Origin of the sequence: Nocardia bhagyanarayanae, from assembly GCF_006716565.1 — a bacterium.
In the GTDB taxonomy this organism is placed as follows: domain Bacteria; phylum Actinomycetota; class Actinomycetes; order Mycobacteriales; family Mycobacteriaceae; genus Nocardia; species Nocardia bhagyanarayanae.
Map to the genome: position 1 here is coordinate 3,014,209 of NZ_VFPG01000001.1, position 23,316 is coordinate 3,037,524.

16 protein-coding genes are annotated in these 23,316 nt (G+C 70.8%); 9 read left to right on the forward strand and 7 right to left on the reverse strand.

Going from position 1 to position 23,316, the window contains the following annotated elements:
- Window positions 1–2 precede the first annotated feature (2 nt).
- A complete protein-coding gene (locus FB390_RS12845) occupies window positions 3–779 on the reverse strand; it encodes an alpha/beta fold hydrolase (protein ID WP_141809161.1) in 777 nt (258 codons plus the stop codon).
- A gap of 231 nt (window positions 780–1,010) precedes the next feature.
- Between FB390_RS12845 and FB390_RS12850 the strand changes: the two genes are divergently transcribed.
- Entirely contained in the window at window positions 1,011–4,784 is a 3,774-nt protein-coding gene (locus tag FB390_RS12850; protein ID WP_246123993.1) for an ATP-dependent DNA helicase, read from the forward strand.
- On the forward strand, window positions 4,781–8,380 hold the full coding sequence (locus tag FB390_RS12855) for an ATP-dependent helicase (protein WP_141809163.1): 3,600 nt from the start codon (window positions 4,781–4,783) through the stop codon (window positions 8,378–8,380). The genes FB390_RS12850 and FB390_RS12855 overlap by 4 nt, the downstream gene beginning before the upstream one ends.
- A 54-nt stretch (window positions 8,381–8,434) precedes the next feature.
- On the opposite strand, the gene FB390_RS12860 is transcribed toward FB390_RS12855, so the two are convergent.
- The gene (locus FB390_RS12860; protein ID WP_141809164.1) at window positions 8,435–8,836 is read right to left on the reverse strand and encodes a DoxX family protein; all 402 of its coding nucleotides are present in this window, start codon (window positions 8,834–8,836) and stop codon (window positions 8,435–8,437) included.
- 140 nt (window positions 8,837–8,976) lie between these two features.
- On the opposite strand from FB390_RS12860, the gene FB390_RS12865 reads away from it, so the two are divergent.
- Together FB390_RS12865 and nudC are read left to right on the forward strand one after the other, a co-directional pair.
- Window positions 8,977–10,041 carry a potassium channel family protein gene (locus FB390_RS12865; protein ID WP_141809165.1) on the forward strand — a complete coding sequence of 355 codons (1,065 nt, stop codon included), beginning with the start codon at window positions 8,977–8,979 and terminating at the stop codon, window positions 10,039–10,041.
- A gap of 25 nt (window positions 10,042–10,066) precedes the next feature.
- The gene (gene nudC, locus FB390_RS12870) at window positions 10,067–10,966 is read left to right on the forward strand and encodes an NAD(+) diphosphatase (RefSeq protein ID WP_141809166.1); all 900 of its coding nucleotides are present in this window, start codon (window positions 10,067–10,069) and stop codon (window positions 10,964–10,966) included.
- Window positions 10,967–10,969: 3 nt separating this feature from the next.
- Here the strand turns inward: nudC and FB390_RS12875 are convergent, their stop codons facing one another.
- Window positions 10,970–11,200: a mycoredoxin gene (locus tag FB390_RS12875; protein WP_141811726.1), complete on the reverse strand. Its 231-nt coding sequence runs from the start codon at window positions 11,198–11,200 to the stop codon at window positions 10,970–10,972.
- 111 nt (window positions 11,201–11,311) lie between these two features.
- Here FB390_RS12875 and FB390_RS12880 point away from each other — a divergent pair, with 111 nt between their 5' ends.
- The 3 genes from FB390_RS12880 to FB390_RS12890 all read left to right on the forward strand — a co-directional run bounded on the left by FB390_RS12880 (window position 11,312) and on the right by FB390_RS12890 (window position 14,407).
- Window positions 11,312–13,465: an ATP-dependent DNA helicase UvrD2 gene (locus FB390_RS12880; protein ID WP_141811727.1), complete on the forward strand. Its 2,154-nt coding sequence runs from the start codon at window positions 11,312–11,314 to the stop codon at window positions 13,463–13,465.
- Between the two features lie 157 nt (window positions 13,466–13,622).
- Complete coding sequence (locus FB390_RS12885) at window positions 13,623–13,976, forward strand: hypothetical protein (protein ID WP_141809167.1); 354 nt, start codon at window positions 13,623–13,625, stop codon at window positions 13,974–13,976.
- A 140-nt stretch (window positions 13,977–14,116) separates the two neighbouring features.
- Window positions 14,117–14,407 (forward strand): WhiB family transcriptional regulator, encoded by a 291-nt coding sequence (locus FB390_RS12890; protein WP_067789589.1) that lies wholly within the window; start codon window positions 14,117–14,119, stop codon window positions 14,405–14,407.
- 154 nt (window positions 14,408–14,561) lie between these two features.
- Here FB390_RS12890 and FB390_RS12895 read toward each other — a convergent pair whose 3' ends face one another.
- The 3 genes from FB390_RS12895 to FB390_RS12905 form a co-directional block, all read right to left on the reverse strand.
- Window positions 14,562–15,905 (reverse strand): ABC1 kinase family protein, encoded by a 1,344-nt coding sequence (locus FB390_RS12895; RefSeq protein ID WP_141809168.1) that lies wholly within the window; start codon window positions 15,903–15,905, stop codon window positions 14,562–14,564.
- Between the two features lie 58 nt (window positions 15,906–15,963).
- The gene (locus FB390_RS12900; RefSeq protein ID WP_141809169.1) at window positions 15,964–16,830 is read right to left on the reverse strand and encodes a hypothetical protein; all 867 of its coding nucleotides are present in this window, start codon (window positions 16,828–16,830) and stop codon (window positions 15,964–15,966) included.
- Window positions 16,831–16,919: 89 nt separating this feature from the next.
- On the reverse strand, window positions 16,920–18,335 hold the full coding sequence (locus FB390_RS12905; RefSeq protein ID WP_141809170.1) for a zinc-dependent metalloprotease: 1,416 nt from the start codon (window positions 18,333–18,335) through the stop codon (window positions 16,920–16,922).
- Between the two features lie 161 nt (window positions 18,336–18,496).
- Here FB390_RS12905 and FB390_RS12910 point away from each other — a divergent pair, with 161 nt between their 5' ends.
- Window positions 18,497–19,522: a YlbL family protein gene (locus FB390_RS12910; RefSeq protein ID WP_185757022.1), complete on the forward strand. Its 1,026-nt coding sequence runs from the start codon at window positions 18,497–18,499 to the stop codon at window positions 19,520–19,522.
- A gap of 12 nt (window positions 19,523–19,534) precedes the next feature.
- On the opposite strand, the gene FB390_RS12915 is transcribed toward FB390_RS12910, so the two are convergent.
- Entirely contained in the window at window positions 19,535–20,125 is a 591-nt protein-coding gene (locus tag FB390_RS12915; RefSeq protein ID WP_141809172.1) for a PPA1309 family protein, read from the reverse strand.
- A 202-nt stretch (window positions 20,126–20,327) separates the two neighbouring features.
- Between FB390_RS12915 and FB390_RS12920 the strand changes: the two genes are divergently transcribed.
- The gene (locus tag FB390_RS12920) at window positions 20,328–23,309 is read left to right on the forward strand and encodes a UPF0182 family protein (RefSeq protein WP_141809173.1); all 2,982 of its coding nucleotides are present in this window, start codon (window positions 20,328–20,330) and stop codon (window positions 23,307–23,309) included.
- The last annotated feature ends 7 nt before the right edge of the window (window positions 23,310–23,316 follow it).

Sequence of the window (23,316 nt, forward strand, 5' to 3'; positions counted from 1 at the left end):
CCCTAGAGCGCCGCGCGGATCAGGGCCGCGGTCTCGGCCGGACGCGCTTGAGCGACCATGTGGTCGCAGTCGAACTCGTGGACGGTCAGCCGCGGCCCGAGGTGCGCGGCGAGTGCCGCGCGGAACTCGGCGGTCACGAACGGCGGCTGCACCTTCATCGCCTGCACGAGCACCGTGGGCAGCTCGGCGGGCGGCAGCACGAACGCGCGCGCCAGCTGGCCCCAATAGGAGATGACGGCGGGCAGGCTCAGCCGCCAGCCGACCCTGCCGTTCTCGGTGGGCACCAGGTGCTCGGCCAGCTCCGCCTCCAGCAGCCGGGAATCGACGTCGTGCCAGGCGCTGGCGAGTTTGTCCCTGCGCGCGTGCTCGATGTCGGCGTAGTCGGGGTACGCGACGGTCCGCGCCGCGATGTCGGATAGCAGGCCCGCGTCCTCCGCGATCGCGGGATCCAGCAGGACGAGCCCGCGCACCAGCTCCGGGTGCCGTGCGGCCAGGTGCACGCCGACCGCGCCGCCGAAGGAATGGCCCACCACCAGCACCGGCCCGTCGGCCTCGGCGGCGAGCAGTTCGACGAGGTCGGCGACGATGGTCTCGAAGTCCCACGGCGGCAGCGATGTCGACCGGCCGTGTCCGCGCAGGTCCGGCGCTACGACGCGGACGTCGGGCAGATGCTCGGCGGCCAGCGCGGCCCAGCGGTGACCGTGCCCGGTGAGCCCGTGCAGGGCGAGCACGGTCGGTCCCGCGGCGGGACCGAAGCGATGAACGTGGAGAGTCGGCACCGGGCCATTCTGTCGGGTCGGGCGTGCCGCGTCATCCCGGAAGGCCGGTCGGCGGTGGTCGACGCCCGGTGTCGCGGAGGTGGCCGTGACGTGGACAACGTCCGGCCGGAGCGGGGCCGCGGCGTGTCGGCCCCGTCTGTTGCAATAGCCGACGTGGTGCGATCGGATAGCGCGGTGCGACTTGTTCGCCGGAACGCAACGGCACCCCGGGCGCGGCTCTGGGGCGCCGACGTGCGCCCACTGCTCGAGGCCATGGCCGGCCCCGCCCCCGCGCGCCCGGGATGGCGGCCCTGGCAGGTGCTCGGCGGGCCGGGTACCGGCAAGACCGCGCTGCTCACCGACCTGGCCGCCGCACGCATCGCGGCCGGAGCCGATCCGGAATCGGTGCTGCTCCTGACCCATTCGAAGCAGGCGGCGGCCACCGTGCGCGACGCCATCACCGCGCGGCTGAGCGGTACCGGACCCGACGCCGAAGGCGGCGTCCCCGGTGCGACGAGAGAGCCGCTGGTGCGCACCCTGCACTCCTATGCCTTCGCGGTGTTGCGCAGGCACGCCGCCGCGCACGGCAACCCGCCGCCGCGTTTGCTGACCGGTGCCGAGCAGGATGCCGTGCTGCGCGAGATGCTGCGCGGCGACCTCGCCGACATCGCCGACGGCGCGACCGGACTGTGGCCGGAGCGATTGCAGCCCGCGCTCGGTCTCGCCGGGTTCGCCGAGCAGTTGCGCAACCTGATGCTGCGCGCCACCGAACGCGGTATCGGCCCGGAGGATCTGGTGGCGCTCGGCCGCGAGCACGGCAAGCCGGAATGGGTGGCGGCGGGCCGCTTCGCGCAGCGCTACGAGCAGACCATGCTGCTGCGCTGGTCGGTCGGTGTCGAGGCGCCCGAGGCCACCGCGCCCGCGCTGGACGCCGCCGAGCTGATCGGCGCGGCCCTGGACGCGCTGGCCGCCGACCCGAACCTGCTTGCCGCCGAACGATCCAGGATCGACTACCTGCTGGTCGACGACGCGCAGCACCTCGACCCGCAGGCGGCCACCCTGATCCGCGTCATCGGGGCGGCGGCGCACTGCGCGGTCGTCGCGGGAGATCCGGACCAGGGCGTCTTCGCCTTCCGCGGCGCCGACCCTCGGTTCGCGGCCGATCCCGGTGGGCCGGAGGAACGGCGCATCGTGTTGCGGCACAATCACCGGTCCGGACCGCAGGTGCAGCTGGCCGTCGCCAGGGTCGCGGCCAGGTTGCCGGGCAGTGCGCCGCAACGCTTTCCGCTGCCCGACCGCGCGTCGGCGCCCGCGGACGACGGCGCCGCGGTCCGTGTCCGGGTGCTCGCAACGCCCGCCAAGGAGGCCGCGCTGATCGCCGACCATTTGCGGCGCGCCCACCTCACCGGCGGGGTGCCGTGGTCGGAGATGGCCGTGATCGTCCGCTCGGTACCGCTCTCGCTGGCTCCGCTGCGGCGCGCGCTGCTCGCGGCGGGCGTTCCGGTGCAGCAACCCGCGCTGGACGTGCCGTTGGCGCGGCGGCGCGGCGCGGCCTGGATGCTGCTCGCGTTGCGCGCGTTGCTCGCGGGCGAACGGTCCCGCCGCGACGGAGAGTCGATGTTCTCCGCCGAGGACGCGCTCGATCTGCTCTCCGGTCCGCTGGGCGGCGCGGACCAGATCACCTTGCGGCGGTTGCGTCGCGGTGTTCGGCGCGCTGTGCTGGAGCTGGAGCGCAAGTCGGCGAAGCGTGCGGAAGGGGAGGCGTGGACGGCGGAGGCGGTGCCGCCGCCGGAGGACGTCCCGCCACCCGACGATGCGCTGCCGCCGGACGATGCGTTGTTGCCGGACGACGCGCTGCTGGGCGATGTGCCTCCTTCGAACGATGCGCCGCTGCCGGATGACGCGTCGTCGCTGGACGATGCGTTGTCGCCGGACGACGCGCTGCTGGGCGATGTGCCTCCTCCGACCGATGCGCCGCTGCCGGATGACGCGTCGCCGGACGATGCGGATTTCGATCCGAGCGCCGAAGACGCGGAGTGGTCCGCCGTCGACCCCGACTGGATCGTCAGCGAATCCGAGTGGCGGGAAGCCGACCTCGAATGGGGCCTGGAGGTCGCCGAGCACGCGGACGACAGCTCTACCCCGAGCCGTCCCGGTGACGAGCTTCCGGCCGATCGCGAAGTCGGCAATTCGGCAGATGACGACGAAACCCCGAGCGACGCCGAACGTCCCAGCCCACTCGACCAGTCGTCGGCCGAGGTCCTGCGCGATCTGCTCGTCGGCATCGGCGATCGCGCACTGCTCGACCGTCTAACCGACGTCGAGGCCGCCCCGCTGCGCCGCGTGCTCGACGCCTTGGATCGTGGCCGCAAGGCGCGCAAGCGGGCCGCCGGTCTGGAGGACGTGCTGTGGGCGCTGTGGACCGCCTCGCGGCTGGAGCGGCGCTGGGTCGGACAGTCCGAACGCGGTGGCGCGGTCGGCATGCAGGCCGACCGTGATCTCGACGCCGCCGTCGGCCTGTTCGACGCCGCGGCCGCCTACGTCGACCGCATTCCGCGAGCCGGTATCGAGGGTTTCGTGGAATACCTTGTGCAACAGGAGATTCCGCAGGACACCGCGCCGCTGACCGCGCCGGGTGACGCGGTCGCCCTGCTCAGCGCGCACGCCGCGGCGGGCCGGGAGTGGGACGTGGTCGCGGTCGCGGGCGTCCAGGAGGGCATCTGGCCCAACCCCCGGCCGCGCGGCACCCTGCTGCACACCGAGGACCTGGTCGATCTCGGCGCGGGCATAGGTCTCGCGGGCGAACAGGTCAGCCGCGCCGCGCCGATTCTGGCCGAGGAGCGCAGGCTGTTGCTCGTCGCGTGCAGCAGGGCTCGGCGCTCGCTGCTGGTGACGGCGGTCGAATCCGTCTCGGGCGAACGGGATCTGGTGCCCTCGCGCTTCCTCGCCGAGCTGCTCGGCCACGACGACGACACCGAGCCCGGCGCGCTGCCGGTGGCCGATCCTGGTCGCGCCCTCGTCATGCATTCGCTGGTGGCCGAGCTGCGCGGCGTGGTCTGCGACGCCGAGGCCGATCCGGAGCGCCGCCGCAGGGCCGCGCACCAGCTGGCGCGGTTGGCGCACGCCGGTGTGCGCGGCACCCACCCCGAGGAGTGGTACGGCACAGCCGAACTCAGCTCCATGCGTCCGCTGTGGGACGACGAGGAGACCGCGGTCGCGCTGTCGCCGTCCACCGTGGAGCTGCTGCGCACCTGCCCGCTGCGCTGGGCGCTGGAACGGCACGGCGGCACCGACGGCGACAATCCGCACGCCGTCAAAGGCAACCTGGTGCACACCCTGGTGCAGGCGCTGGCTGGCAACGTGCCCGAGCCGCAGGTGCGCGCGGCGCTCGACCGGGCTTGGCAGGCCATCGATCCCGGCACCGGCTGGCATTCCCGCCAGGAGCTGCGGCGCACCGAGGCGATGCTGGAGACGTTCATGGCCTGGATCCGCAACACCCGCGGCGAGCTCACTCAGGTCGGCGTCGAGGTGCCCGTCGACACCGTGCTCGCGCCGCGCGGCGACGGCGAACCGCCGGTGCGGATCAAGGGCAGGGTGGACCGGCTGGAGCGGGATGCCATGGGCCGCTTCGTGATCGTCGACGTGAAGACCGGCAAGACGCCGATCAGCAAGCAGGCCGCCGCCGACCACGCGCAGCTGGCGACCTACCAGGTGGCGGCCGCACTCGGCGCGCTGGACGGATCGAGCGCCGAGAACGACGGCGCGCCAACCGAATCCGAGGCCGAACCGGGCGGCGCTCGTCTCGTGTACGTGGCCAAGCCGAGCAGCAAAGAGGGCGCCACCCAGCGCATGCAGGAGCCGCTCGACCGCGCGGCGCTGGACAAGTGGCGCGACACCATCCACGACGCCGCCGCGTCCACCCGCGGCCCGAGCTACCTCGCCATGCGCAACGACGGTTGCCGTCACTGCGCGGTCGCGGGCAGCTGCCCGGTGCAGGACACCGGAAGGCAGGTGACCGACGAGTGAGTCACCCCGCGGTGTCGCCGCTGCGGATCGCCGAGGCCCTCGGCCTGCCCCCTCCGACCGACGAACAAGCAGCGGTGATCGCCGCGCCGCCCGGGCCGACCTTGGTGGTGGCGGGTGCGGGCGCGGGCAAGACCGAGACCATGGCCGCGCGCGTGGTGTGGATGGTGGCCAATCGGCTGGTGCTGCCCGATCAGGTGCTCGGGCTGACCTTCACGCGAAAAGCCGCGCAGCAGTTGACCGCTCGCATCCGTACCCGCTTGGCCCGGCTGGCGGGTTCGCAGCTGCTGCGCGATCTGGACGCGTCGGGGGAGCTGCGGGCCCAGCTCGCCGGCGCCGAACCCGAGATCAGCACTTATCACTCCTACGCCGGTCGGCTGCTCACCGAGCACGGCCTGCTGCTTCCGGTGGAGCCGTCGGCCACCTTGCTCACCCAGACCCAGCTGTGGCAGCTCGCGCACCAGGTGGTGCGGGCGTGGGACGGTGACCTGGACACCGATCGCACGCCGGTCTCGGTGACCGAGGCGGTGCTGGCGCTGTCCGGTCAGCTCGCCGAACACCTGGTGGAGGCCGAACAGCTGGCCGAGGCGCACACCGAGCTGGAGAAGCTCGTGCACACCCTGCCCGCCGGACCGCGTCAGCGCGGCGGGCCGAGCCAGGCGCTGCTGTCCATCGTGCAGGTGCAGCGCGAGCGGGTGGCGCTGCTGCCGCTGGTCCAGCAGTTGGCCGCCGCGCTGCGGCGACGCGGCGCACTGGACTTCGGCGCCCAGATGTCGCTGGCGGCGCGGCTGGCCGCCGAGCACCAGGAGGTGGCGGCCGCCGAGCGTGGCCGGTTCCGGCTGGTGCTGCTCGACGAGTACCAGGACACCGGCCACGCTCAGCGCATCCTGCTGGCCGCGCTGTTCGGCGGGGAAGCGCCCGCGGCCTCCGAGATGCGGCCCGAAACGGGAGGTGCGGCAAAGCGTTTGGCGGTGACCGCGGTCGGCGACCCGATGCAGTCCATCTACGGCTGGCGCGGCGCGTCGGCCGCCAACCTGCCCCGTTTCGCCACCGACTTCCCGCTGGCCCCCGGCGTGCCCGCACCGATCCTGCCGCTGCTGACCAGCTGGCGCAATCCGCCCGAGGCGCTGGCGCTCGCCAACCTGGTCGCCGAGCCGCTGCGCCGCACCGCGCTCGACGCGGGCGGGGTGACCGTCGACGCGCTGCGCGCCAAACCCAACGCCGAACCGGGCGTCGTCGCGGTGGCACTGACCGAAACCGTTGCCGAGGAGAGGGATTGGGTCGCCGAGCGGATCGCGGCCGAATGGTCCGCGCGGCACGCGGCGGGGGAGCCGCCGCCGACCTCGGCGGTCCTGGTGCGCCGCAACGCCGATGCGTCGCCGCTCGCGGAAGCGTTACGCAATCAAGGGCTTCCGGTCGAGATCGTCGGTCTCGGCGGCCTGCTCGCCACGCCTGAGGTGGCCGACATCGTCGCCACCCTGCGCCTGATCGCCGAGCCCGCAGCGGGCAGCGCGGCCGTGCGTGTGCTCACCGGCGCCCGCTGGCGCATCGGCGTCGCCGACCTCGCCGCGCTCGCCAAGCGCGCGCGGGAACTGTCCATCAGCAGACTCTCTGGCGGGGAGACCGACGAGATCACCGACAGCGCCGCGCTCGCCGCCGCGCTGCGCGAGGTCGCCCCGGAACCGGCCGAGCAGGCGGGCTTGGCCGACGCGATCGCCGATCCCGGTCCGCCGGAGAATTATTCGGCCTCGGGTTACAGCCGCATCGAGGCGCTCGGCAGGGAGCTCGCCGCACTGCGCGAACGCAGCGGCCAGCCGCTGGTCGAGCTCGTGGCCGACGTCGAGCGCACCATCGGCGTCGGTGTCGAGACCCAGGCTCGTCGCGCCATGGCCGGTACCGGAGCGGGACGCGAACACCTCGACGCGTTCGCCGAGGTCGTCGCGGGCTACGCCGCCGACACCGGCGCCACGCTGAGCGGGTTGCTCGCGTTCCTGGCCGCCGCCGAGTCGGTCGAGAACGGGCTCGAGCCCGGCGAGGTGGAGGTCGCCAAGGACCGCGTGCAGGTGCTGACCGTGCACGCGGCCAAAGGTCTGGAATGGGAGATCGTCGCGGTTCCGCACGTGGTGCGCGGCGTGTTCCCCTCGGGCGCCGCCTCGGCGACGTGGCTCGGCGCGCTGGCCGAGCTGCCGACCTCGCTGCGCGGCGACCGCATCCAGGACGACGCCGCCGAGGGCGTCCCGGTGCTCGACCTGTCGGATCTCTACGACCGGGCCGACCTGGAAGCCGCCATCAAGGCGCACAAAGGCGCGCTGGACCGCAGGCGCCTCGACGAGGAACGGCGGCTGTTCTACGTCGCGCTCACCAGAACCGAACGGGTGCTGCTCGTTTCGGCGCACCACTGGGCCGAGACCGGCTCGACGCCCAAGGGGCCATCGGACTTCCTGCTGGAGCTGAAGAACGCGAACGAGTCGGCCGACGGGTCCGCCTTCGGTGTTCTCGACGTCGCGAGGTGGGACGATCCGCCCGAGGTCGACGCGGTCAATCCGTTCACCGACAATCCGGCGACCGCCGAGTGGCCGCGCGACCCGCTCGGCCCGCGTCGCGATCCGATCGAGCAGGGCGCCGCCATGGTCCGTACCGCGCTGGCCGACCTGCGCGCCAAGCCCGCCGACGAGCGGCCCGCGGCGCCCGCCGCCCGGCAGGGACAGGGTGAGCGTGTCTCCGAAGGAACCGCGCCGGTGCTCGAGGCCGAACCGGACGCGCTGTTCTCGATCGACGAACTCGGCGCTTCCGCAGACGATTTCGCGCCGCCGCCCGACGATTTCGAGCCGCCGCCGGACGAGTTCCTTTCGCTCGATCGAGCGGTCGACCCGGACGACCCGGAGGGCTGGGCCGCCGACGTGGACGCGCTGCTCGCCGAGCACGAGGCGAGCCTCGCCGCGGCCCAAGAGGTGGAACTGCCCGGGCAGATTCCCGCCACGGCCCTGGTGGAGATGCGCGCGGATCCCGCGAAACTGGCTCGGCGCCTGCGCCGTCCGCTGCCGTACCCGCCGAATCCGCTGGCCCGGCGCGGCACCGCGTTCCACGCGTGGGTGCAGCGCTGGTTCTCGGGCACGCGGCTGCTCGGACTGGACGAACTGCCGGGCGCGGGTGAACCCGACCCGCACGACGCGAGCGTCGACGCCGAACTGGCGAGGATGCAGGACGCGTTCCTGAATTCACCGTGGGCGCACCGCAGTCCGCTCGACGTCGAGGTGCCCTTCGAGACCTCGATCGCCGGCACCGTGATCCGCGGCCGCATGGACGCGGTGTTCGCCGAACCCGGCGGCGGCTGGACCGTCGTCGACTGGAAGACCGGCGCCGAACCCGGACCCGCCGACGAACCCGCGGTATCCATGCAGCTGGCCATCTACCGGTTGGCCTGGGCCCGCCTGATGGCCGCGCGACACGGCGGCACCGAGCACGAGATGCTCGACAAGATCGGCGCCGCTTTCCATTACGTGCGCTCGGGCCGCACCATCGCGCCCGCCGAATTGCCCGGACCCGAGGAACTCGCCGAGCTCATCCGTTCGGCCGCGCCGGTCAGACAGGACGACTGACTCGGCTGCGCCGCGAGACCCGTTCGGCCGCAGGGCGAGCCGTCCCGCGAAGACCTATCGGCTCCGGCGCGCCACCTTCAACGCCGTGGTGACCAGCGGAATCTGCAACGGCAGCCGCACGACGGTTCCGATCTTCAGCGCGCGGGATGCCCTCTCGCTGCGCGCCACGTCCACGGCCATCTGCACGTTCGCGGGGAACACGACGATGAACAGCAGTGCGGCGAGCCGCCCGCCGAGCCGACTGGTGCGCGGCGCCGCGAGCGCGGCCGCCACACCGAATTCGGCGACGCCGGAGACGTAGGTGTAGTCGCGCGCCCGGCCGGGCAACGCTCGCGGGATCGTCGCGTCGAAGAACTTGGGCGCCACGAAGTGCATCACCCCGGCGCCGAACAGCAAGGCTGCCAGCAGCAGCGCGGGCCGTCGGCCATCGTCGGTGGTCGGTCGAATGTCTGCCATGGGTAATCACCCTGACATTCACCGAGTGTTCGCGTCGAGTCCGAGCGGTGCGAGCCGGACCCGGTAGGCTCCCGTGCTGTGCCGGAGGGAGAAACAGTGCCGGAGGAAGACCGCGGCGAACGGGCGAACGGGTGAGTGCGATGCTCGGTGATTTCGGAGACCGCGCGGCCAGGGTGGGCCTGGCGACCCGTCCGGACTTCGCCCTGGTCGGCGTGCTGCGCATTCCGGAGATCCAGATCAGTCCGTGGGTTTCGCTGAGCCGCAGGATCGCGTTCGCCATCGGACTGCTGTTCACCGCGGCGACCGTGGTGTATTTGGGGCGGGCGGGCTACCGCGACAACACCGGCGACGAACTGTCCTTCCTGGACGCGTTCTATTACGCGACGGTGTCGCTGTCCACCACCGGCTACGGCGACATCACCCCGGCTTCGCCCGAGGCGCGGCTGGCGAACATCATCATCATCACCCCGCTGCGCGTCCTCTTTCTCATCGTGCTCGTCGGTACCACCATCAGCGTGCTCACCGAACGATCCCGTCAGGCATTCAAGATTCAGCGTTGGAGGCGCAGCGTGCGTAATCACACCGTGGTCGTCGGATACGGCACGAAGGGGCGCACCGCGATCGACGCCATGCTCGGCGACGGCGTGCAGCCCGCGGACATCGTGGTGGTCGACACCGACATGGTCGCGTTGGAGCGCGCGGCCAACGCGGGACTGGTGACCGTGCACGGCTCGGCCACCCAGTCCGATGTGCTGCGACTGGCCAGCGTGCAGAACGCCGCGGCGGTGATCGTGGCGGCCAACCGCGACGACACGGCGGTGCTGGTCACGCTGACCGCCCGCGAGCTCACCAAGAAGGCCAAGATCGTGGTCGCCATCCGCGAGGCCGAGAACATCCACCTGCTGCGGCAGTCCGGCGCCGACTCGGTGGTCGTCTCCTCCGAGACCGCGGGCCGCCTGCTCGGCATCGCCACCACCACACCGACGGTGGTGGAGATGATGGAAGACCTGCTGACCCCCGAACAGGGATTCGCGGTGGCCGAGCGCGAGGTGGAGCCGAGCGAGATCGGCGGCTCGCCACGGCATCTGAGCGATATCGTGCTCGGCGTGGTGCGCGACGGCGACCTGATCAGGGTCGGCGAGCCGGAGGTGGACGCGATCGAGGCGGGCGACAAGCTGCTCTACATCCGGCGCACGGCGAAGTGACGCCGTGCGGAAGTAATCTCGAAGCGTGTCATTTGAGTTGAACGCCATTCCTCTGCTGTCCCGCGCCGCGGTCGATCGAGCCGAGGAGATCCGCGCGGACGAGAAAGCGCTCGAGGAGGGGTGGGCCAAGGCCGGGCTGCTCCGCATCAACCGGAGGGGGCAGGTGCGCTTCGAGGGCGGCGCGCTGGTACTGACCCCGGCCGTCGAACTGTCCGCCGAGCCGAACCCCGCGGCGGTGTTCCTCGGCGTCGCCGAGGGCAGGCATCTGTGGGCGGTGCGTGACAACGAACTCACCGGCGAGCTCACCGACCTGCGCGTCGTCGCGGGCGAGCTGGACGACTTCACCGCCGGACTGCTCTCCACCGCGATGGCCCTGCTGAACTGGCACGACAAGTCCGGCTTCAGCGCGTACGACGGGTCGGCGACGTCGTCGGCCAAGGGCGGCTGGTCGCGGGTCACCGCGAGCGGGCACGAGGAGTTCCCGCGCATCGACCCGGCCGTCATCTGCCTGATCCACGACGGCGGCGACCGGGTGCTGCTCGCGCGCCAGAACACCTGGCCGAAGACCTTGTTCTCGCTGCTCGCCGGTTTCGTCGAGGCAGGCGAGTCCCTGGAGCGCTGCGTGGCGCGCGAGATGCGCGAGGAGGTCGGCCTCGACGTCCGCGACATCCACTACCTGGGCAGTCAGCCGTGGCCGTTCCCTCGGTCGCTGATGCTCGGCTTCGCCGCCGTCGCCGACCCGGAGCAGCCGCTGACCTTCTCCGACGGCGAGATCGCCGAGGCGCACTGGTTCACCAGGGCCGAGGTGCGCGAGGCGCTCGACGCCGGGGATTGGTCCGGCCAACGCGAGGGCGTGCGACTGCTGCTGCCCGGCTCCATCTCGATCGCGCGCACCATCGTCGAATCGTGGGCGGCGCTGGACTGAGCGTCAGGCCAGGGCGGCGAGGGTCTGCTTGACGGTGGCCAGTGACGGGTTGGTCGCCGTCGAGCCGTCCGCGAACTTCACCGTCGGCACCACGTGGTTGCCGTTGTTGACGCTGCCGACGAACTCGGCCGAGACCGGGTCCTGCTCGATATCGATCTCGACATAGCTGATACCGGACTCGTCCAGCTGCTTCTTCAGCCTGCGGCAGTAGCCGCACCAGGTGGTCGAGTACATGGTCAGAACGGGGTTCACGTCAGTCACGGAACCATTCAACGCTGTACCACCTCGTCCTGTTCCAGGGTTCGGCGAGGAAGGCGCGGCGGCCGGTTGTCGGACCGGGCTGCCATGATGGTGCCCGTGCCCGCTATCGACCTCGACGCCCTGGACCCCGAGCAGGCCGCCGCCGTCCGGGCGCCGCGCGGGCCGGTCTGCGTCCTCGCGGGCGCGGGCACCGGCAAGACCCGCACCATCACGCATCGGATCGCGCACCTCGTGTCGGCGGGGCACGTCAAGCCCGATCAGGTGCTCGCGGTCACGTTCACGGCGCGCGCCGCGGGCGAGTTGCGCGCCCGGCTGCGCGCGCTCGGTCTCGGCGGCGAGGCGAATCAGGTGCAGGCCCGCACTTTTCACGCCGCGGCGCTGCGCCAGCTGAAGTACTTCTGGCCGCAGGTCGTCGGCGATGTGCCGTGGCGGCTGCTGGAGGGCAAGTTCGCGGTGGTCGCGCAGGCGGCGCACCGGGCCGGGCTGAGCACCGCGACCGAGAGCGTCCGTGATCTGTTGAGCGAGATCGAATGGGCGAAGTCCTCGCTGCTGGCGCCGGAGGACTATCCGGCGGCGGTGGCCAAGCAGCGCAGGGAACCGCCGTACGACGCGGCGCGGGTGGCCGAGGTCTACGCGGGCTACGAGTCGTTGAAGACCTCCGCGGAGGGCCTGCTGCTCGATTTCGACGATCTACTGCTGCACACCGCCGCCGCGCTGGAGGACTATCCGGCCGTCGCCGACGAATTCCGCGGTCGCTACCGCAGTTTCGTCGTCGACGAGTATCAGGACGTCACGCCGCTGCAGCAGCGGGTGCTCGACGCTTGGCTCGGCGAACGCGACGATCTGACGGTCGTCGGCGACGCGAACCAGACGATCTACTCGTTCACCGGCGCCACCCCGAGCTACCTGCTGGACTTCTCGCGGCGTTTCCCGGACGCGACGGTCGTGCGACTGGAGCGCGACTACCGTTCGACGCCGCAGGTGGTGTCGCTGGCCAACCGGGTGATCGGTGCCGCGCGCGGCCGCATCGCGGGCACCCGGCTCCAGCTGATCGGCCAGCGCCCGGACGGTCCGGAGCCGGAGTTCACCGAGTACGACGACGCACCGGCCGAGGCGGCGGGCGTCGCGAACGAGATCGAGCGGCTGATCGCCGCGGGCACCCCGGCGGCGGAGATCGCCGTGCTCTATCGCGTCAACGCCCAGTCCGAGGCCTACGAGCAGGCGCTCACCGAGCGCGGCATTCCCTATCAGGTGCGCGGTGGCGAGGGCTTCTTCCAGCGCGCCGAGGTCAGGCAGGCCGTGCAGGCGCTGCGCCAGGCCGCCGCCCGCGACGACCTGCCCGACGGGTCCCGCCGGGGCGCGGCCCTCGTCACGTTGGTCCGCGCGGTGCTCGCGCCGGTCGGTCTGACCGCCACCGAGCCCGCGGGCGCGCAGGCGCGCGAACGGTGGTCGTCGCTGGGCGCGCTGGTCCGGCTGACCGAGGAACTGGTCGAGCACGACGCCGACCTGGAGCTGCCCGGCCTGCTGCGCGAGCTGGCCGCCCGCGCCGAGGCCAGGCACCCACCGACCGTGCAGGGCGTGACGCTCGCTTCGCTGCACGCGGCCAAGGGCTTGGAGTGGGACGCGGTGTTCCTGGTCGGGCTCGCCGACGGCACGCTGCCGATCGCGCACGCGCTCGCCGACGACGGTTCGGTCGGCGATCAGGCCGCGCTGGAAGAGGAACGCAGGCTGCTTTACGTGGGCGTGACGAGGGCGCGCGAGCATCTGCGGCTGTCCTGGGCGCTGTCGCGCGGTCAGGGCAGCAGGCGCACCCGCAGGCGTTCCCGTTTCCTCAACGGTCTGGTGCCCGACGATTCCCCGGCCTCGCGGATCGCGGCGTCGACCGGCCGTCCCGAGGGCAATGGGATACGCCCGTCCTGCCGGGTCTGCGCCAAGCCGTTGATCGGCACCTACGCCACCATGCTCGGCCGTTGCCGTCGCTGTCCCGCGGAACTCGATTCTGCGCTGTTGGAGGCGCTCAGGGAGTGGCGCGCCGAAAAGGCCGAGGCACTGCGGGTTCGGGAGTTCGTCGTGTTCACCGACACCACGCTCACGGCGATCGCCGAGCAACTGCCCGCCGACGACCGTGCGCTGGAAGCGATCCCGGGCATCGGTGCGAAGAAGATCGTCGACTACGGGGCCGACGTGCTCGCGATCGTCGCGTCGCGAGTCCGATCGACATCACAAAACCGCAGGTAGAAAATAGGTTGTCGGTTCCGCCGACATTGCATATGGTGGGAATCACGCACCGGGAGGGCATTCCGGCGCGCAGAGTTTCGGACACCGGGTTGCTTCAGACCACTGGGTTCGACACCGGACAGTTTCGACACGACGAGAACAGGAGGGAGGCAGACCAATGAACGGCATCAACAACTTCGGCGCCATTGGCGTTGCGGTCGATACGTCCATGTCGGCCTCCCGGGGGATCCTCGCATTGCAGGGGATCGGTCTGTCCTCGGTAAGTGTGTGCGGTTTTGGTACGCCGGCGACGATTTCGCCGGCGCTTCGGCCGATTCACACCCTTCTCCAGGACAAGCCCAACGGAGGCTGGCACCCGACCGCCAACGCGGCAGTCGGCGTCTTCGCCCGCGAAGCCGGCTATGAGCCGGCGGCCGAGCCCATGGCAGACATCGATCTGCGGGCAGCACGCCTCCGCACCGCACACCCAGCGACCGTGATCAGGAATCGACACAGGTGTCGACCTAGGTAGGGGACCCATCCCAGACCTCCTGGCCACGGCTCGCACGAAGCGAAACCGTGGCCAGTACTTTTAAGCGGCCCTTCAGCCGTTTGCCACCGGTTTCGTGGACAACTAACGAACCGCTGCAAACCGAACTGAAGGAGAACGACGTGTTCCCCGCAGAGAGCTGGCCGCAGGCCACCGCTGTCACCCGGGAGGTCACCAAGGTCCTGCCTTGCCGAGCCGGAGATCCCGATCTCTGGTTCGCGGAGAGCCCGGGCCAGCTGGAACAGGCCAAGGCGCTGTGCGCGTCTTGCCCGATCCGCAAGGGCTGCCTGAGCGCGGCCATCGATCGGCGCGAGCCTTGGGGCGTATGGGGCGGTGAGATCTTCGACCAGGGTGTCGTGATCGCCCGCAAGCGTCCGCGCGGTCGTCCGCGCAAGGTCGCGGTCCCGGCGTGAGAGCCGGGCCCTGGCCTCCCCTCCCTCCGGTCGCTGAGGCCCAACCGTCCGATCCGGATACCGCCCGGGCCCAGGAACGAGAAAGCAGACGAGCCGCTCACCTCGAGATCAGGTGGGCGGCCCGTTTGCGTTGTGGGGGAGTATTTCGTGCCGGTCAGCTGGCCGAGCGTTCGTCGCGCAGACCGGGCAGCCAGGTCGCGGCCAGCTGCATGAACGGCACCTCGGCGTCCAGCTGGGCCAGGATGCCCACCGAGCCGCCGAGCACCCGGAAGATCATCACGTGTTCGGCCGGAAGTTGCAGCGCCCGAGCCGTTTTCATCTCCGCGCTGTTGAAGTCGGTCGCCTTGCCCGCGACGCGCTGCATCCACCTGCGGGTGAAGTGGAACGAATCGGTCTTGATCGGGTCGGCGAACGGCCGCAGGTAGTCGGCGATTTCCTTGTGGGTGACGGTGCGGCCGGGGATCACCCATCCGTTGTCGTACATCAACTGGGTCAGCCCGTCGTAGTCCTCCTCGACGGCCATCGCCAGCATCCGCCCGAGGATCTCGGGGAAACCGTTGGGCAGCGGCGCGCACGCGCCGAAATCGATCACGGCCAGCCTGCCGTCGGCCATGGCCATGAAGTTGCCCGGATGCGGATCGGCGTGCAGCAGTCCGACGGTCTCGGGCGAGGAGAAGTGGAAACGCCCCATCAGCAGCGCGACCCGGTTGCGCAGGGCCAGTGTGCCGTCCGGATCCTCGGCGCCCGCCTTGATGATCTGGGACACAGGGGTCCCCTCGAGCCATTCGGTCACGATCACCTTCGGCGCGGAGGCCACCACCTTGGGCACCACGATCTCGGGGTGCCCGTCGAAGGCCTTGGCGAACGCACGCTGGTTCGCGGCCTCGTTGCGATAGTCCAGCTCCTCCTCGGTGCGCTCGGTGATCTCGGCCAGGATCGGCTTGACGTCCGCGCCGGGGATCACCGAGGAGATCAGGCCGGTCATCCGCGACAGCGTCTTGAGATCGGCGCGCAGCGCCTCGTCGGCGCCCGGGTACTGCACCTTCACCGCCACGGTGCGACCGTCCGACCACACCGCCTTGTGCACCTGTCCGATGCTCGCCGAGGCGGACGGGGCGTCCTCGAAGGAACGGAAGCGCTGCCGCCACTGGGTGCCGAGTTGCTGATCCAGCACCCGGTGCACCGTCTCGGCGGGCATCGGCGGCGCGGCGGCCTGCAACTTGGTCAGCGCGTCGCGGTAGTGCTCGCCGAACTCCTCGGGAACCGCGGCCTCCATCACACTCAGCGCCTGCCCGAACTTCATCGCGCCGCCCTTGAGCTCGCCCAACACGGTGAACAGCTGTTCGGCGGCACGCTGGTTCAGCTGCGCGCTGATCTCTCCCTTGTCACCGCCCGCGAGCCTCTTGCCGAAGCCGACGGCGGCCCGACCGGCGATACCCAGCGGAATCTTGGCTAACTTGGCGTTGCGGGACGAGCCACGGCGCACGATCTCAGACACCTCCCCATCATGGCCGAAGCACCCGGAGCTGTGCCATGGCAATTGGAAGTTTTCGATCTCACGTTGCGCTCCCCGCGCCGATCGTGCGACAACCACAGGCGGCGTGTGGCGCCCAGTACCTTCGCTGGAGCAAGTGCGAATCGAGGTCCAACTCGAGCGTGGCGTCCAGCGTCGCGGGCGGCCGGCGCGGCGAGCAGTCCAGGATCGCCTCGAGTTCGCCGAGCGCGAGCGCCGCCGTCGCCGCGATGGCGGCGGGCGAGGCGTGCCCGACCCGGCCGAGCAGCTGGGCGGCGAGGTGCGGCCACTCCGCGTCGTAGTCGACCCGCGTCAGATCGGCGCAGCGCAGGCAGCTGGTCTCGCCCGGCAGCACCAGCGGGCCGACGACGCCCGTTCCGTCGCGCACGCGCACCGGGAGATGCGGAATGCGGTGCAGCACAAGTGCGCTCGCCAACCGCGGATCGGTGACCACGGTGTCGGCCAGCACCACGAGATCGTCGGCGCGTGGTCCCGTGACCACGGCCTCCGGCGCGTCCCCGCGCGACCGCGCCGGACGGATGCCGACGCGGCGCAATCCCGCCGAGATCGCGTCCGAGAGCGGCCCGAGACCGTGCACCCGCACCGTGCGGATCGGCCCGGGACGGTCCCGCGGCTGCACCAGCAAACCCGCGGCATCGATCTCCTCCAGCAGCGTGACGGCGCGTTCGGCGGCGATCCCACTACGGCCCGCCTGCCACAGGATCTGCGGCCGGGTCCGTAGCCCATCGAGCAGGCGGAGGAAGCCGAGGACGGTCTGGGTGTCCAGGTCCGGCGGTTCCAGGAGCAGTGCGCGTTCCGGATCCCAGCCGAGCTGGACCACACCGGACGGGCGAACGAGGATCGTCACCCGGGGGTGCAGCATCGGGCCCTGCGGGCGCAACGTGGTCATGCCCAGCAGTATGCGCACCACGCCCTACGCGAACGGGCGCGAAACCCGAGGTTATCCACAGGAATTCGCGCTGTTCACAGGGGAAATTCTCAGGACTTGTCGTCGTCCTTGCCCAGGTCGGGTGCGTCCGGTCCGTCGCCGCCCTCGCGCTCGGCCTCCGCGCGCTCGCGCGCCTCGGTCTCCGCCAGCTGCGCCAGCGGGTCGTCGAACGCGGTCGCGCCGCCGCCGATGACCGAGTCGATGAAGCCTGCGGGGTTGTCCAGGTCATCGGAGTCGGGCAGCAGGTCCGGGTGCGCCCAGACGCCGTCGCGGGCGTCGATACCCGCGTCGGTGGTCAGCCGACGCCACAGCTGCGCCGCCTCGCGCAGCTTGCGCGGCCGCAACTCCAGGCCGACCAGGGTGGCGAAGGTCTGCTCGGCGGGCCCGCCGGTGGCGCGGCGGCGGCGCAGCGTCTCCGCCAGCGCGCCCGCGCCGGGCAGCCGGTCGCCGACCGCGTCGATCACCACGACCTGCACCCAGCCCTCGATCAGGGCGAGCAGTGTCTCGAGCCGTTCCAGCGCCTGCTTCTGCTCCGGCGTGGTCTGCGGTTCGAACGCGCCCTGCGCCAGGATCTCCTCGAGCTTCGACGGGTCGGTCAGCGACATCGGGTCGATGCCCTGGGCGGCCTGCTCGAGCGCGGAGAAGTCCATCTTGATGCCGCGCGCGTAGTCCTCGACCGCGCCGAGCACCTGCTGGCGCAACCACGGCACGTGCGCGAACAGCCGCTGGTGGGCCGCTTCCCGCGCCGCGAGGAACACCAGGATCTCGCTCTCCGGCTGTTCCAAGCCCGCGCTGAACTCCGCGATCGCGGTGGGCAGCAGCGCGCCGGTGCCGGTCGGGCCGAGCGGCAGACCGATATCGGTGGAGGTCAGCACCTCCTTGGCCAGCTGGCCGAGCGCCTGGCCGAGCTGCGAGCCGAACGCGAGGCCGCCCATCTGGCCGAGCATGCCGACCATCGGCGCGGCGAATTCCCTGGCCTCCTCGGGTAGTTGCGCGGTCCACATGCCCGCGATCTGCTCGGCGACCGGGTCGCACAACCGCTTCCAGGTGGACAGCGTCTCCTCGATCCAGTCGTTGGCCGTCCACGCCACGGTCTTCGTCGCGCCGGCGGGCAGCGTCGTCGCGCCGTCGAGCCATAGTTCGGCGAGGCGCGCCGCGTCGGCCACCGCCTTCTGGGTGCTCGCCGAGACGGGCGTCACACCGGAGCCGAGCTGCTGGCGCGCCAGGCGCTTGGCGACGTCGTAGTTGACCGGACCCGCGGACGCGCCGCCGGGTTGCCCCATGCCGCTGAGCATTTGACCGAGCGAGGTCAGCATCTGGCCGAGCTGCGCGGGGTCGAATCCCGCCGCGCCGCCGCCGATCGGGAAGCCGAACGGATTGTTCGCCCCGGGACCGTTCGGCTCCTCGCCGCGCTTGCGCGCGTCGTCGTCGTCACGGTTCGAGAATCCGAACGGGAAGTCAGTCATGCCTCTAACGTTACGCGCGGACAATCGGCGCGCGACGTGGGCGGCCCGTGCTCGACCAGCTGGCGGGTCCTTTACGCGCACAGCGAACGAGCGTGCGGCGCGCGGCGCGGATTCCGCGCCTGCGCCGTCCGCCGCCGGGGAGGATCACTATGGTGGGCGGGGTGAATCGTCGGATCCTCACCCTCCTGGCCGCGCTCGTTCCGGTGCTCGTGCTGGGTGTCATCGGCACCGTGGTCAAGGTGCCGTTCGTCGCGCTCGGACCCGGGCCCACCTTCAACACGCTCGGCGAGGTCGACGGCAAGCAGGTCGTCGACGTGGTCGGCGCCGAACTCGATCCGACGAGCGGGCACCTGAACATGACCACGGTGGCGGTGCGCGACGGGCTGAACCTGTTCGAGGCCTTCGGCTTCTGGGTGAGCGGCCAGCACGGTCTCGTCCCGCGCGCCGAGGTGTATCCGCCCGGCGTGCCGCGCGAGGAGATCGACAAGTCCAACCAGCAGGAGTTCAAGGACTCCGAGGGCAACGCCGAGGTCGCGGCGCTGCACTACCTGAAGCTGCCGACCGTCGTACTGATCCGCAACGTCGGCGACGACGCCCCGGCCAAGGACGTGCTTCGCCCCGGTGACCAGATCGTCAGCGTCGACGGCGCGCCCATCGCGACCCCCAAAGACCTCGTGTCCGCGGTGTCCTCGCTGCCCCCGGGCAGCCGCCTGAGCGTGGTGGTCCGCCGCGACAACGCCGAGCGGACCGAGATCGTCACCCTGGGCGCGCGTCCGGACGACCCGGCCAAGGGCTACCTCGGCGTCACACCGGGCGAGGGCGCGCTGCCGCCCATGGGGGTCACCTTCAACCTCGCCGACATCGGCGGCCCGTCGGCGGGCCTGATGTTCAGCCTCGCCCTGATCGACAAGCTGAGCCCCGGCGATCTGGACGGCGGCAAGTTCGTCGCGGGCACCGGCACCATCGACAAGGAAGGCGCGGTCGGCCCGATCGGCGGCATCCAATACAAGATGATGGCCGCGCGCGAGGCGGGCGCCGAGACCTTCCTGGTGCCCGCGGCCAACTGCAACGAGGCCAGGCAGCGCACCCCCGAAGGCTTGCGCCTTGTCAAGGTGGAGACGCTCGACGGCGCGGTGCAGTCGCTGAACGCGATCAACGCGGGCGCCGAGGCGCCGAGCTGCGGCTGATCCCGCGGCCGATCAGTCCAGCGTGTGGTGCAGCGCCTCGATGAGGTTCGGCGCCAGGTTCGGGTAGGTCCGCAGGTCGAGATCGCCGAAATCGTCCTCGTCGTCCTGCGGGCGCACCTGCAACAGCGACAGCGACGCGCCGTCGCGCAGCACGGCGGCGAACAGGCGCGCCTCGCGACGGCCGGGATGCGCCTCGGCGGCGGCGCGGGCCGCGGCGTCGGCGGCCTCGTGGTCGGCGAGCAGCGGGGCAAGCGCGTCGTCGAGGGTGCTCTCGGCGTCCGGCGGCAGGACCACGATCTCCTGCACCAGCACACAGCCTTTGACGGCGGGCGGCCAGCTCGTGGTGGCGAGGAATTCGTCGAGGGCCATCGAACCGCCGGTGATGTCGTCGGGCAACGGCTCCTGCGCGATCGGCGTCAGCTCGTCGCCCTGGTCGATCTGATCGAGCAGGCCCGGCTCGGCCGCGACCAGATCGGCGGTCGGCACCAGCGCGAACATCTGCGGCGGACGGCCCCAGCCCTCGGCGTCGGCGAACTCCGCGACTTCCCGGACGGCGCGGGACAGGACAACCTCGGCGTGCAGATCGGCGTTCACGGTGGACATCCTCGCATCACCGCCGCGAGCCGATCGGCGAAGCCACCGAAATCGGTTCCGCCGAGCTCACCGAGGCCACACACGACGTCGCGATGTCCGTTTCCGTAGAGTGGGCGCCAGACGGTCCGCGAGGACCGAACCGCAACGTCGGAATGCGGCGCACCGACCGAATACGCCGGTCGCGCGCCGCCGGACCCTGGAGAGTGGCACCGTGGGCATGCGGCCCCCAACCGGCTTACCTTCGTTGTCCCGACGCAGCCGAGTGCTGCTGGTGGCGGCCATCATCCTGGCGGCGTTGCTGCTGTTGGGACCGCGGCTGACCGACACCTACACCAACTGGCTGTGGTTCGGTGAGGTCGGTTTCCGCGACGTGTATCTCACCGTGCTGCGGACCCGCATCCTGCTGTTCCTCGCGGTGGCGGTGTTCGTCGGTCTCGTGGTCTGGCTTGCGTTGCTGCTGGCCTATCGGACCAGGCCGGTGTTCGTCCCCGTCGCCGGGCCGAACGATCCGATCGCGCGCTACCGCACCACCGTGATGAGCAAGCTCAGGCTGTTCGGCATCGGCATCCCGGTGCTGCTCGGTCTGCTCTCCGGCCTGGTGGCGCAGTCGAACTGGGTGACGGTGCAGCTGTTCCTCAACGGCGGCTCGTTCGGCGAGACGGATCCGCAGTTCGGCCTCGACGTCGGCTTCTACGCCTTCGATCTGCCGTTCTACCGGATGGTGCTGAACTGGCTCTTCGTCGCGGTGGTCATCGCGTTCTTCGCGAACCTGGTGACGCACTACATCTTCGGCGGCCTGCGGCTGAGCGGGCGCGAGGGGACGCTCACCAAGCCCGCGCGCATCCAGCTCGCGGTGCTGGCCGGAATCTTCGTGCTGCTCAAGGCGATCGCGTACTGGTTCGACCGCTACGAGCTGCTTTCCAGCGCACGCAAGGAGCCCACCTTCACCGGCGGTTCGTTCACCGACATCAACGCGGTGCTGCCCGCCAAGCTGATCCTGCTGTCCATCGCGGTGATCTGCGCGCTGGCATTCTTCGCGGGGATCGTGCTTCGCGACCTGCGGGTGCCCGCCATGGCCGCCGCGCTGCTCGTGCTCTCCTCGATCCTGGTCGGCGCGGTGTGGCCGCTGGTGGTCGAGCAGTTCTCGGTGCGCCCGAACGCCGCGGACAAGGAGTCGGAATACATCGAGCGCAACATCGCCGCGACCAGGCAGGCGTTCGGCATCACCGACGACAAGGTCGAGTACCAGAACTACAAGGGCGACGGCACCAAGAACCCGCGCGACGTTCCCGCCGACCGCACCACCATCTCCAACATCCGGCTGCTCGACCCGAACATCCTGTCGCCCACCTTCACTCAGCTGCGCCAGCTGAAGAACTTCTACGGCTTCCCCAACCCGCTCGACATCGACCGCTACACCATCGGCGACGAGGTCCAGGACTACATCGTCGCGGCGCGTGAGCTGGAGCCGCAGAGCCTCAAGGACAACCAGACCGACTGGATCAACCGGCACACCGTCTATACCCACGGCAACGGCTTCGTCGCCGCCCCGGCCAACCGCATCAACAAGGCGGCGGCCAAGGACGCGACCGTCGCGGGCAGCAGCGACAGCGGTTCTCCGGTGTTCGACGACGGCCCGATGAGCTTCGTCAGCGACATCTCCACGCCGCAGGACCGCCAGGCCATCAAGGTCGACCAGCCGCGAATCTACTTCGGTGAGCTGATCTCCCAGTCCGACGCCGACTACGCCATCGTCGGCGCGGCAGGGCAGCCCGCGCGCGAATACGACCTGGACAACGTGCAGTACACCTACACCGGTTCCGGCGGCGTGCCGATCGGGTCCTGGTTCAACCGGCTCGCCTTCGCCGCCAAGTACGCCGAGCGCAACATTCTGTTCTCCGGCGCCATCGGTGACGACTCCAAGATCATCTTCAACCGCGATCCGCGCGAGCGGGTCGAGAAGGTCGCGCCCTGGCTGACCGCCGACGGCAACGCCTACCCCGCGGTGGTGGACAAGCGCATCGTGTGGATCGTGGACGCCTACACCACGCTGGACAACTACCCGTACGCGCAGAGCACCTCGCTGGAGGGCGCGGTCGAGGACAGCGTCGACAAGAAGACCGGACGGCTGCTGCCCCGCAAGGAGGTCAGCTACATCCGCAACTCGGTGAAGGCGACCGTCGACGCCTACGACGGCACCGTCACCCTGTACGAGGTGGACAGCGCCGATCCGGTGCTGAAGGCTTGGCGCGGGGTGTTCCCGAACGCGGTGAAGCCGGAAGGCGACATCTCGGCGGAACTGCGCTCGCACTTCCGCTACCCCGAGGACCTGTTCAAGGTGCAGCGCGAGATGCTCAGCAAGTACCACGTGAACGATCCCCGAGAGTTCTTCACCAACAACGCGTTCTGGTCGGTGCCCAGCGATCCGACGATCGAGGGCGGCACCTTCAAGCAGCCGCCGTACTACGCGCTCGTCGGTGACCCGAAGACCGGACGGCCGGAGTTCAATCTGACCAGCGCTATGGTCGGCTTCAACCGGCAGTACCTGTCGGCCTATATCTCGGTGAGCTCGGATCCGCAGAACTACGGCAAGTTCACGGTCTTGCAGTTGCCGACGGATTCGCAGACGCAGGGTCCGCAGCAAACGCAGAACACGATGACCATCAACGACGAGGTCTCGCGCGACAAGACGCTGTTGCAGGGCTCCAACAAGATCAAATACGGCAATCTGCTCACCCTGCCGATCGCGGACGGCGGCATTCTCTACGTCGAGCCGCTGTACACCGAACGCAACAGCGGACCGAACACCTCGACCTTCCCCCAGCTGGCCCGCGTGCTCGTGAGCTATCGCGATCCCGCGACCGGGTCGGTGCTCGTCGGCTACGAGCCGACGCTCGCCGCCGCGCTCGAGAAGATCTTCCCCGGCAGCGGCAGCGCCGCGACGGCGCCGAAGGCCGAGACGCCGAACCAACAGGGGACGACCCCGCCGCCGAACCAGGACGTCACCGCGCCGCCGCCTGCCCAGGGGACGACCCCGCCGCCGCCGAACGCCAAGGACGCGGCGGTCGTGGAACTGGACGCCGCCTTGCGCAATGTGCGCGACGCCCAGCGCAGCGGTGACCTCGCCAGTCTCGGTGCGGCGTTCAGCAGGCTGGAGCAGGCGATCAAGGCGTACGAAGCTAGCGGTCGCTGAGCCCGAG

What these genes read in the sequence shown, in the direction of transcription:
- FB390_RS12860 (WP_141809164.1), bottom strand. Translation starts at nt 8,836, where the DNA reads ATGGCAGACATTCGACCGACCACCGACGATGGCCGACGGCCCGCGCTG.
- FB390_RS12865 (WP_141809165.1), top strand. Translation starts at nt 8,977, where the DNA reads ATGCTCGGTGATTTCGGAGACCGCGCGGCCAGGGTGGGCCTGGCGACC.
- FB390_RS12875 (WP_141811726.1), bottom strand. Translation starts at nt 11,200, where the DNA reads ATGTACTCGACCACCTGGTGCGGCTACTGCCGCAGGCTGAAGAAGCAG.
- FB390_RS12880 (WP_141811727.1), top strand. Translation starts at nt 11,312, where the DNA reads ATGATGGTGCCCGTGCCCGCTATCGACCTCGACGCCCTGGACCCCGAG.
- FB390_RS12885 (WP_141809167.1), top strand. Translation starts at nt 13,623, where the DNA reads ATGAACGGCATCAACAACTTCGGCGCCATTGGCGTTGCGGTCGATACG.
- FB390_RS12900 (WP_141809169.1), bottom strand. Translation starts at nt 16,830, where the DNA reads ATGACCACGTTGCGCCCGCAGGGCCCGATGCTGCACCCCCGGGTGACG.
- FB390_RS12905 (WP_141809170.1), bottom strand. Translation starts at nt 18,335, where the DNA reads ATGACTGACTTCCCGTTCGGATTCTCGAACCGTGACGACGACGACGCG.
- FB390_RS12915 (WP_141809172.1), bottom strand. Translation starts at nt 20,125, where the DNA reads ATGTCCACCGTGAACGCCGATCTGCACGCCGAGGTTGTCCTGTCCCGC.